The 9517-nt window shown below is 61.4% G+C and carries 17 protein-coding genes and 1 pseudogene; 10 read left to right on the top strand and 8 right to left on the bottom strand.

Annotated features, from left to right (window positions below; genetic code table 11):
* Positions 1–19 precede the first annotated feature (19 nt).
* The 5 genes from SynA1528_RS06945 (at position 20) to SynA1528_RS06925 (ending at position 3332) form a co-directional block, all read left to right on the top strand.
* A complete protein-coding gene (locus tag SynA1528_RS06945; RefSeq protein WP_186586129.1) occupies positions 20–1648 on the top strand; it encodes a hydroxysqualene dehydroxylase in 1629 nt (542 codons plus the stop codon).
* A 120-nt stretch (positions 1649–1768) separates the two neighbouring features.
* A complete protein-coding gene (locus SynA1528_RS06940) occupies positions 1769–2011 on the top strand; it encodes a hypothetical protein (RefSeq protein WP_286187763.1) in 243 nt (80 codons plus the stop codon).
* Positions 2012–2061: 50 nt separating this feature from the next.
* Positions 2062–2292: a hypothetical protein gene (locus SynA1528_RS06935; protein ID WP_186586127.1), complete on the top strand. Its 231-nt coding sequence runs from the start codon at positions 2062–2064 to the stop codon at positions 2290–2292.
* Positions 2289–2693, top strand: a complete 405-nt coding sequence (locus tag SynA1528_RS06930) for a hypothetical protein (RefSeq protein ID WP_186586126.1) — start codon at positions 2289–2291, stop codon at positions 2691–2693. The genes SynA1528_RS06935 and SynA1528_RS06930 overlap by 4 nt, the downstream gene beginning before the upstream one ends.
* A 30-nt stretch (positions 2694–2723) precedes the next feature.
* On the top strand, positions 2724–3332 hold the full coding sequence (locus SynA1528_RS06925) for a hypothetical protein (RefSeq protein ID WP_186586125.1): 609 nt from the start codon (positions 2724–2726) through the stop codon (positions 3330–3332).
* 6 nt (positions 3333–3338) lie between these two features.
* Here the strand turns inward: SynA1528_RS06925 and SynA1528_RS06920 are convergent.
* From SynA1528_RS06920 to SynA1528_RS06905, 4 genes and pseudogenes are all read right to left on the bottom strand, one after another.
* Positions 3339–3749, bottom strand: a pseudogene (locus SynA1528_RS06920) (YccF domain-containing protein).
* A 25-nt stretch (positions 3750–3774) separates the two neighbouring features.
* Positions 3775–3939 (bottom strand): DUF5615 family PIN-like protein, encoded by a 165-nt coding sequence (locus tag SynA1528_RS06915; RefSeq protein ID WP_186586124.1) that lies wholly within the window; start codon positions 3937–3939, stop codon positions 3775–3777.
* A 5-nt stretch (positions 3940–3944) separates the two neighbouring features.
* Entirely contained in the window at positions 3945–4175 is a 231-nt protein-coding gene (locus SynA1528_RS06910) for a DUF433 domain-containing protein (RefSeq protein ID WP_186586123.1), read from the bottom strand.
* Positions 4176–4353: 178 nt separating this feature from the next.
* Positions 4354–5199, bottom strand: coding sequence for a DUF429 domain-containing protein (locus tag SynA1528_RS06905; protein ID WP_286187762.1), 846 nt, complete (start codon positions 5197–5199; stop codon positions 4354–4356).
* 192 nt (positions 5200–5391) lie between these two features.
* On the opposite strand from SynA1528_RS06905, the gene SynA1528_RS06900 reads away from it, so the two are divergent.
* From SynA1528_RS06900 to SynA1528_RS06890, 3 genes are all read left to right on the top strand, one after another.
* Positions 5392–5895, top strand: coding sequence for a DUF411 domain-containing protein (locus SynA1528_RS06900; protein WP_186586122.1), 504 nt, complete (start codon positions 5392–5394; stop codon positions 5893–5895).
* Between the two features lie 3 nt (positions 5896–5898).
* Entirely contained in the window at positions 5899–6609 is a 711-nt protein-coding gene (locus tag SynA1528_RS06895; protein WP_186586121.1) for a response regulator transcription factor, read from the top strand.
* Positions 6610–6926: 317 nt separating this feature from the next.
* Positions 6927–7145 carry a hypothetical protein gene (locus SynA1528_RS06890; RefSeq protein WP_186586120.1) on the top strand — a complete coding sequence of 73 codons (219 nt, stop codon included), beginning with the start codon at positions 6927–6929 and terminating at the stop codon, positions 7143–7145.
* A gap of 5 nt (positions 7146–7150) precedes the next feature.
* Here the strand turns inward: SynA1528_RS06890 and SynA1528_RS06885 are convergent, their stop codons facing one another.
* The 3 genes from SynA1528_RS06885 to SynA1528_RS06875 all read right to left on the bottom strand — a co-directional run bounded on the left by SynA1528_RS06885 (position 7151) and on the right by SynA1528_RS06875 (position 8292).
* Complete coding sequence (locus tag SynA1528_RS06885) at positions 7151–7468, bottom strand: hypothetical protein (RefSeq protein WP_186586119.1); 318 nt, start codon at positions 7466–7468, stop codon at positions 7151–7153.
* Between the two features lie 154 nt (positions 7469–7622).
* Entirely contained in the window at positions 7623–7775 is a 153-nt protein-coding gene (locus SynA1528_RS06880) for a hypothetical protein (protein ID WP_186586118.1), read from the bottom strand.
* A 220-nt stretch (positions 7776–7995) separates the two neighbouring features.
* Positions 7996–8292: a hypothetical protein gene (locus tag SynA1528_RS06875; RefSeq protein ID WP_186586117.1), complete on the bottom strand. Its 297-nt coding sequence runs from the start codon at positions 8290–8292 to the stop codon at positions 7996–7998.
* A 114-nt stretch (positions 8293–8406) separates the two neighbouring features.
* On the opposite strand from SynA1528_RS06875, the gene SynA1528_RS06870 reads away from it, so the two are divergent.
* Together SynA1528_RS06870 and SynA1528_RS06865 are read left to right on the top strand one after the other, a co-directional pair.
* Positions 8407–8571: a hypothetical protein gene (locus SynA1528_RS06870; RefSeq protein WP_186586116.1), complete on the top strand. Its 165-nt coding sequence runs from the start codon at positions 8407–8409 to the stop codon at positions 8569–8571.
* Positions 8572–8681: 110 nt separating this feature from the next.
* The gene (locus SynA1528_RS06865; protein ID WP_186586115.1) at positions 8682–9110 is read left to right on the top strand and encodes a tellurite resistance TerB family protein; all 429 of its coding nucleotides are present in this window, start codon (positions 8682–8684) and stop codon (positions 9108–9110) included.
* Here SynA1528_RS06865 and SynA1528_RS06860 read toward each other — a convergent pair whose 3' ends face one another.
* A complete protein-coding gene (locus SynA1528_RS06860) occupies positions 9111–9413 on the bottom strand; it encodes a DUF8646 family protein (protein ID WP_186586114.1) in 303 nt (100 codons plus the stop codon).
* Positions 9414–9517 lie beyond the last annotated feature (104 nt).

The following is a 9517-nucleotide window of genomic DNA, read 5'->3' as shown; positions in this document are numbered from 1 at the left end:
AGCGGTGGCGGGGTCAGGGATGGCGGTGCAGCAGCAATCGGCGGCCAACCCTTCGCATGTGGTGGTGGTTGGTGCCGGCTGGGGGGGATGGGGTGCGGCCAAAGCGCTCTGTGAAGCCGGGGTGCGCGTCACCCTTGTGGATGGCCTGGCGGATCCCACCGGCAGCACGCCGCTGACCACCGCCAGCGGTAAGCCGTTTGAAGCCGGCACCCGCGGGTTCTGGCGGGATTACCCCAACATCAATGCGCTCTGCGAAGAACTTGGGCTGAGCGATGTGTTCACCCCGTTCACCAGCAGTGCCTTCTGGTCGCCCCAGGGGTTGGAGGCCACGGCACCGGTATTTGGTGATGGCCCGCAGTTGCCCAGTCCGTTGGGGCAGGCCTTCGCCACGATCAACAATTTCAAGCGCCTGCCGGTAGCCGATCGACTCAGCATCGCCGGACTGCTGGTGGCGATGCTCGATCTGAACCGCAGCCCTGCGGTGTATGAGTGCTACGACGCCCTTGATGCGCTCACGCTGTTCCGGCAACTGCGGATCAGCGAGCGGATGATCAACGAGTTCCTGCGGCCGATCCTGCTGGTGGGACTGTTCAAGCCACCGGAGGAGCTGTCGGCGGCGGTGACGATGGAGCTGCTCTACTACTACGCCCTGGCGCACCAGGATTCCTTTGATGTGCGCTGGATCAAGTGCAAGAGCATCGGTGAGCAACTGCTTGCCCCCCTGAGCCGCCGTCTTTGCGATGCGCATCAGCTGCAGGTCCTGGGCGGCACGTTTGCTTCACGCTTGAACGTCTCCCCCACCGGTGCCACTGACTCGCTGGAGACGCGATCGCTGGCGACCGGCGAGACGGGTGTGATCGACGACGTGGATGCCGTGGTGCTGGCGGTGGGGGCCCGAGGCATGGGGTCTCTGATGGCCAGATCAGCGGAGTGCGCTGCCTTGGCACCGGAGCTGGCGCGGGCCGGTGGACTCGGCGCGATCGATGTGGTGTCGGTGCGGCTGTGGCTGGATCGCTCCATTGCCGTTGACGATCCCGCCAATGTCTTCTCCCGTTTCGCGGCCTTGAAGGGGGCCGGCGCCACCTTCTTCATGCTGGATCAACTGCAGGCCGACAACGAGCAGGCCCTGTGGGGGGATCAGCCGGTGCAGGGGTCAGTGATCGCCAGCGACTTCTACAACGCCAGTGCCATTGCTGAGCAGAGCGATCAGGAGATCGTTGATGCCTTGATGCAGCAGTTGCTGCCGCAGGTGCAATCGGCCTTCCGCCATGCGCAGGTGGTGGATCAGGAGGTGCGGCGTTATCCGGGATCGGTGTCGTTGTTTTCTCCCGGCAGCTTTCAGCAACGCCCGCCGCTGGAGACATCGCTTGAGGCGGTGGTGTGCTCCGGCGACTGGGTGCGCATGGGGGAGCGGGAGCATGGCGCCAAGGGCCTTTGTCAGGAGCGGGCCTATGTGTGCGGCCTGGAGGCGGCCAATTCGCTGCTGCGGCGAGGGGTTGTGCGCGGAACGGGCTCCGACGAACACCGTGTGATTCCAATCCGCCCGGATGAACCGCAGGTGGTGCTCGGCCGGGCCCTCAACAAACTGGTGATGAATCCCCTGGAGGCGGCGGGTCTGCGCTGGCCCTGGTTCGCGGGTTCACGTTGAGCCGGTAGTTGTTTGTTGTTGGTTTCAGGCGTTTGTGCTGAGTGCCATTCATGGCTCTCTCGCTAGGGTCATTTCAGTGATGGTTCGCGCGTGATGCAGATATTGGAAATGGTCACTCTTGTGTTGGTCGACCTGGCTTTGTTGGTTTATCTGGTTGAAAAGGGATCGGGATTTGTGCGGGAGCGCCGCAAGATCACGCGTCTTGTGAATCGCCATCCCGAGATGCAGGGTGTGCATCCTGAACAGGACGATCTGTTTGTGTTTGAAAGCGATGATTGTTTGAAAGATTTTGTTCTGCAGAACAATGAGCCCGGAATCGATGAACCCTTCTACGTTCAAGACGACGAGCTTGATCAAGATTGAGATGGCGTCTGCTTTGCGCTGATGCCTTGCGCTGAGTGGAGGGCAAGAGGATGCAGGAATGGACTGATGAATTCATCCGCCATGCCCAGCAGGAGCTCGTGGCGATGGTGAAGGATTGGCAATACGACTACGGCTCCACAGATGATGAGTGTGCCGCCATGCTTCTGTGGATGGCCCTACGGCTGAAGCCTGATCTCAACCTTGGCCCTGACGTGATGAAGCAGCCCGCCCGCAGTGATGTGGCTCAAAGGCCTGGCATGAATCCGGAATCCCACCGATGAGTCGCCAGCGTTTCAGAGGTTTGTACCTGCAGAACACGGGCCATCCGTTGTGCTTCTCGTTTGTGACCTATACGCCGCAGACCAGAGACCAGATGGTGTCGTGCGGTGACCTGAATCCGGATGACGAATACTTCAGCCCGGTGCTGTTTGATTTTCTTCTGTTCGTTTCTGAGGGCATTCTCGGGTTGACTCCCGATGCTGCTTTCCCACTTGGTTACGACGACCTGGCGATTGCAGCTTCACGCATCAGGGGAACTGGCGTTCAACATGAGTATCTGATCACTGTGAAGCAGGGGGCTTGGAATGATCAAAAGCAAGCTGTTCTTGATCAGCTGAGAGACATCCTGTCGACAGCGTCGTGGGATGGGGCTCGCCTGCGACGACGAGATGATCATCAATGACATCGTGGATTCACCCCTGCGCGATCACCCTTGACCAGTCCCGCCGATGCCGATGCCAACCTCAAGCGGGCTCTGCAGCAGTTGGGGCAGAACGAAGCGGCGGTGGCTGAGGCGATCAATGAAGCCCGGGCTGAACACTCCCGCACCGAGCCGCCGGTCACTGGTCCGGAATTGCTCGAACGCATTGATGCGCTGGCGGCGCAGCGTTCACTCGACAGTCAGGACGCCGCGATCCTCTGCCATTGGCCCGATGCGGCCTCAATCGGCCAGGCCTGGTTTGCGCTCAAGCATCCCGGCCAGAGCGTGCCCAGCCCGATGCTGGTGCTTGATGCCTATTTGGTGGGGGCACCGCCGTTTCTGAGCAAGGCCCAGCGTGATCAGGTGAGCGACTGGTATCGCAGCAAGGTGTCGGCCAATGCCGAGTACACCGCTGCGGTGGCCGGTGCTGCCAAGGCTTTTGTGCTGATCGGTGATCTCAAAGCCAGTGCCGCCGGCATGGCCTGGCAAACGATCATTCCCGATCTGCTCTCCGCAGGCCACGACCTGGAGTTCAACGTCACCAAGGAAAAGGTGGCGGCTGCTGCTGCCCGTTGGATCGTGGCGGTGGCCGACACCTTCACGCCGCCATCGCTGGATTGAGGCCATTCAGCCCGCCGACCGCACCGGCACCACTGTCATGCCAACGGGTTTCAACGCGATCAAAGCCAGCTTGATGTGCTGAATTCCGAAGGGAATGGCCACGATGCTCACGAAACAGGCGAGGGCGGAGCTGAGGTGGCCGATCGCCAACCACCAGCCCGCCACCAGAAACAAGAGCACGTTGCCGATCAGCCCCAGCGGCCCTGTGCTCAGATCACCGCGTCCGCTCAATTCCTCGCGGTTCACGGCTTCCTGCCCGAACGGCCATAGCGAGAACCTGCCGATCACAAAGCAGGAGCGCGCCCAGGGCAGCCCGATGATCGTGATCGCGCACAGCAGCCCGGCCAGCCACTAGCCCAGGGCCATCACGAAACCTCCGAGCACAACCCAGAGGATGTTGAGCAGGGCGCTGATCATGGTTTGTTGGTGGTGGCGGAGAGGCTCATGGACGGGGCTTGCTGATCGTGAGCAGGGAGGTGTCCGGTTCGGTGATAAAAGTCTCGATCGCCGTGGAGTGAGCGAGCAAAATTCTGAGAAGTTCTGTCGTGCTGGTGTTACCCACCACGAGCCAGATCACTTTCGGCGGTGCACCTCTCAGCAGGCTCATGCCGCTCACGCCACGGTGAGTTCGCTGAGCCGTTTTTCACGTTCTGCTGCGAAGCGCAGCACGGCTTGAATGTGTTCTGGCTTCAGATCGGGGAAATCCGCCAGGATCTCGCCCTGGCTCATCCCACTGGCGAGATATTCGAGTACATCAGACACGCTGATTCGTGTTCCAGCCAGGCAGGGCTTTCCACTACGCACACCCGGAGTACAGGTGATCATGGTGGTGGAAGAGCTCATGGCGGGGAGTTGTTTGAGAAAGGAGAGTGAGCGATTTTGGGTTAGATCAAAAGCTTGCTCCAGTCACGTCCACTTGTCGGGGCCGAGCTGGTCATAACGCCTGTCTTCTCCAGTCAGTATCGGCTGGTTGGGCGGTTTTGTCGTTCACCTGGTTGGTGCTTAAGGTTTGTGATTGGCCTCACCTTGGTGAGTGGTTGGTCAGGGCCTGAGGCACCCAGATGGCAGCAGTGGCATCACCCAGGCCAACAGTTCGGCCTTCGAGGTGTTCGATGCCGATCCAGGCGCAGATCAGGGCATCGAGCATGTCTTCCACGGGCTTGAGCGATGAGAGCGTGGTCACCTCGTGGGGTTGGGGCAGGGTGAGCGGGATGGCACTGATGCGCTGGCTGAGGGCCTGGTGGATGGCGGTGAATTCAGCGAGCAGACGCTTGACCCGTTCAGCAACCGGAGGCCGCTCCGCCTTCCAGTACAGGGCTGAGCGGCTCACCTTGTAGGGCACACGGTAGTTGCGATTGAGCAAGGCCAGCAGGGCCACATGGGGGTAACACTCGATCAGGGCCGGCCCTTGGCGAGCTGGAGTTGTGGTGTGCAGGGCAACGCCGAGTTCGGCGAAGCGTTCACGCAGCTGATCGGCGATGGCACCGGGGCGTTCGGCTGATGGGCTATGCACGGCGCAACCCTTCGGCCCGAAGCGGCTAGCGATGGCGGTGTCGGCGGCCCGACGGCTGGTGATGGAAGTCGTTGCCAGGGGCATGTCGACCGACACGCAGTCCACGGGTTGCCCCGCAAGTTGTTTGCAGGCCTCCAGCAGAGCGGCGGGATCGGGCTCACTGCCCTGGGCTTTCCTGTTCTGGTCCCAGGGTTGGCCCGCAGCCAGGGCAAGAAAGGCCTCATAACTGGTGGCCAGGGCCAGGCACTGCCAACCTTCAGCGGCCCGTTGCAACAGCGCCACTCCACTGGGGTTGTGGGCCGTCCAGGCGGCGTCGATGCCAAGGACTAGGGCTGGTGGGGGTTGGCTTGCCAAGGGCTCCCGTGGCATTCGTGTGTCGAGGATGGTCAAGAGAGCAATCTGCAGGCTGCCGTGAGCTTTCGCTCCCTCGATTGAGGGAGCTTGAAGTCTCTATCCATCCCTCAGTTGAGGGATCTTTCCGCCAATCCCCTGTTGTCGCCCGTGCAGGGTTCGCGAGACTTGTGTTGTTGCTGCGGTTGATCAGGGATGGCGTGGACGGTCTTGGCTCCCTGTGGCGCTCTGTTGGCGGCCCTGCTGCTTTATGCGCCGGTGTCGGTGCAGGCCCACGGCGATGCCAAGGGCCCCTCTGTGATGCCGACCACGTCCGAGGCGAGCGGACCCGCCATGACGATCTACCGCTCAGCCAGTTGCGGCTGTTGCACCCAGTGGGGCGAGCACATCGCCGCTGCTGGATTTCGCATCAACGATCAGGTCAGCGACGACATGGATCGTGTTAAGCAGGCCAATGGCATCGCGCCGGATCAGGCCTCCTGCCACACCGCCATCGTTCAGGGCTATGTGATCGAAGGCCATGTGCCGGCATCATCGATCCAACGCCTGCTGGCTGAACGGCCCGACATCCGTGGCCTGGCCGTGCCGGGAATGCCGATCGGTTCCCCCGGCATGGAGGTGAAGGGGAGGACGGCGGATCCGTTTGCGGTGATGGCCATCGGCCACGACGGTTCAACAACCGTGTTCGAGCGCTACTGAGCCATGGAACTCCGGCTCGATTCCCGCACCACCCAGGATGCGATCGCCCAGGCCGCCGAGCTGCTCGAACACCGGCGCCTTGTGCTGGTGTTCGGTGATCGGCTCACCCTCAGCGCCCTGGCGATTGCTGAACCGATCCAGCCGTCGCTGGTGGGGGCGGCCACCACAGAAGACGAAGGCCTTGAGCTGGTGCAGCGCACCCAGCCGGATCTGCTGATCTGCAGTTCGGACCTGGAAACCGGTTACGGCCCGGTGTTGCTCAAACGCGTCAAGGCGGAGCTGCCCACCTGCCAGCTGCTGATCGTGCTGGAGCGGGAAACCAAGGCCCTGGTGCGGGAGGCGCTGGATGCCTTTGCCGATGGTGTGATCTTCAAATCAAGCCTGGGCACCGGCCGTGGTGATCTGATCGGTGCCCTGCGCACCATCGCTGAAGGGGGTGTCTACTACCCCGCGGAGATCCGCCGGCTGGCGGCGTCTGCACCACAGCCCGATCTTCCGCCGTTGGTGGAGGAGCTCACCCCGCGGGAGCTTGATGTGGCGGCGGCGGTGTCCCGCGGCCTCAAGAACAATTCCATCGCCGATCTGCTCGGCATTTCGCTTGAAACGGTGAAGACCCACGTGGGCAATGCCATGGACAAGCTCGGAGCCCGCGACCGCACCCAGATGGCGGTGACGGCGTTGCTCTATGGATTGATTGATCCGCTGGACTCCTGATCTCAGCCCCGCAGGGCACTGAGTTGATGTTCTTATCTTGGGGTGCTGGGGTAGTCGATCCGTCCGGCGCGAGGCATCGTGAACCCGTAGCAGGTGGTTGATCCTGCGAGATGCCAATCCCATGAAGCTCGAACTCGCCCACGCCTATCCCATCGGCACGATGATCCTGGAAGGCAAGCATCAACCCTTCCACGCCCTGGCCTGCCCCTTGAAACCGGCCATCATCAAGCGCCGCCGTTGAGCGCTGATCTCCTCAACTCCTGCTGACAAACCCTGCCCGGATCACTTAGCACTCATACAGGTGCAACAGAAGCGAGATGGTTGTGACCCAATTGTCAGGTAAGCCATCCGAGGACACGCTGATTGATGCACTGCGGGGCTGTCAGAACGTCCAGGACCTGAAAGAGCTCGAGCAGCGGTTGGCCCAGCTGGAGGATGCGCCACCACTGTTTGATTGGATCTGCGATCTGCTGGTGAATCGGCGCTTGTCCAGAGGGTTGGCCGCCAAATTGCTGCGGCAACTTCATCGTTCCTGATCGGTTCAGCGCTTCCGGTAGTTCTCCAGTTCCGCCGGGCAGACGGCGGTGATGTACCCGGTGAGTTGGGCTGTGATTCGGTTGCGTTCCGATTCACTTGGGTTGATCGGAATGTCGTTGTAGCGCATGGATGTCTGGCGTTCAAACATGCTGCGGACGTCCTCCTCCGGCAATGAATAGAACCGTTCAGTGCCCATCTTGCAGATGTTCTCGCCGGTCCAGCGTGCGATCACCGACTGCTGCTCCCTTGTGGTGGTGTTGGCCCGGGCTACCCCAGGAACCAGGGCACCCAACAAGACAAGAACCAGCGCCGAACGATTCATGGGGGGAGCTCAAAACAACTCTGTAGCCATTCAAACAGTTGCTTTTTTAAGCCGTGGTTAAAACAAGGGTGGAGCTGATCGGGAAGTTGGCTCTGTCCGGCGACCGTCCTCTCACCCCAGCGGTCGCCACCCCTTCCTTGTGGATTGAGCCGGTCTAGTCGCTGCGCTGGCAATGGCCGCCGTCGCATTGCAGGCCACATTGGGGCTGCTTGTTGCCGTACTGCCAAGGCCGACGCATGGCCCAGTATTCATCCACCAAGCCCAGCAGATAGGTGCCGAGGCGTTGCAGCAAGGAGGCTTGTTTCATCCCTTCACCTTGCCAACAGCTCAGCGTCGCTGCAACGGCATCGGCTGTGCCTTGGCATGGCGCTCTGGATTGCGGCCCTGAGATTGCGGCAGCTCAGACATTCACACGGTTGGTCGTCGTGAATGGAGCTGTGCAGACGGATCGGCTGGTGTTGAACGCTGTCGGACACAGCTTCAAAGTGGCTGCCTGAGTTATCCCGATCTTTCCAGGGGATGGCCCGTTACAGATCTGGGGTGTTAACCGGTTGTGATGCTGTTTGAAATCTGGAATTCACCGCCAGTGAACACATCCGCGGAACATCAGCGGCGGCTGGATTGGTGATCAGGGCGTCTCTCACGCATCCGCAGTACTCCCGTCCCATGCCTTTCGGCGGCAGCGTCCGGGCCTGGTCGATGTAGGCCTGCTGGAAGTAACTCCTGCACTCCTTGCTGGTGGTCTCCGTCCACTCGAAGCTGGATTCCGCCAGCACCGCTGTCGGCAGAAGCACCAGCATCATCCCCCAAACCATCCTCTTCATGGCGTCTCCAGAGTGCAGAGACCGTACGCCTTGACGCTGTCGGCGGTGGTCGTGAATGTTGCAGTGGCGCCCGTCGCCCTGGATGGGTTAGGCCCGTAGAGGATCACCAATGCCATGACTGCATCCACCCAGCACTCCAACCACTTGCTTGAGGAGCTGGTGGCTGAGGAGATTGCCAATCAGATCAATCAGATCGCTGAGGAACTGCAGCGTGAGGGCTGGCCGATGGCCATGGTCAAACGCTTCATGCACGTTGCTGTGGAACGCCTGCCTGAGTAACCCCCCTGGGCTCTGAGTGAATCCACTCAGATGTCCCAATCCGTGGTGGTTTTGACAAAACGTCCCCCTCCTGATCTTGCAGGTTGAACGGTCAGTTGTTTGGGGCCGGCATGAACCTTGTCACCGCGTTTGCCGCCGTCGGTCTGACGGCCGTGTCCTGGGATGGAACCCTGTCGCGGGCCGGGGCTCGATCCCTGCGCCATGCCCTGGATTACCGAGAGCCCTATTGCCGGATGAGCGACAACGACATGGTGCTGCTCATGGATGCTGTGCTGGCGTTGCGCCGGGAGCGTGGCAACAAGGCGTTGATGCTTCAGGCGGCTGGAGTCCTCACCCCTGCCCAGGCGTTGACGGCCTATGCGATGGCCTCTGAGTTGATGCGATCGGATGGCCCTTATTCAGCCGAGGAACGTCGTCACCTGGATGTGCTCGCACTGATGCTGTCGATTGCACAACCGGAGGCGGAACGGATCGATGCTGTGTTCGATCTGCTGCATGCCCCTCTGTTGAGCCACGAGAGTGTGGCTCTGAAGGTCTGATCAGGCGTTTGTCTGCCGCACCCGCTTGAGCTCGAGACCGGCTTCGGTGGCGGTCACCCCCGCCAGCACCAGCAGGCCGATCAGCCCCACCAGCTGGTTCTGGGCTTCTGCGGCCGCATCGGCGTCCTGGGCCAGCACGGCACCGGCCACGAACCAGGCGGTGGCCACCGCCGAGGTGATCCAGTAGGCCCGCCAGCGGCGCTGATACAGGTAGCCGGCCCCCAGGCCAGGCACCACGTTGAGCAGCACGGCCACCCAGCCGGCGGAGGCCGCCAGCACCTGATCGCGGCTGGGAGGGGTCATGGTTGTGAATGTTCAGTGTCGGCACTCTGTCGGATCCTTGGAACACAGGTCGCCTGAACAGCTGTCGATGGCGACCGATTGGTCTAAAGACTGTGGGTTCTTTT

Origin of the sequence: Synechococcus sp. A15-28 (assembly GCF_014280175.1) — a bacterium.
Taxonomy (GTDB): domain Bacteria; phylum Cyanobacteriota; class Cyanobacteriia; order PCC-6307; family Cyanobiaceae; genus Parasynechococcus.
The sequence above is the reverse complement of the archived record's forward strand: the minus strand, read 5'-3'. Positions and strand labels throughout refer to the sequence as shown.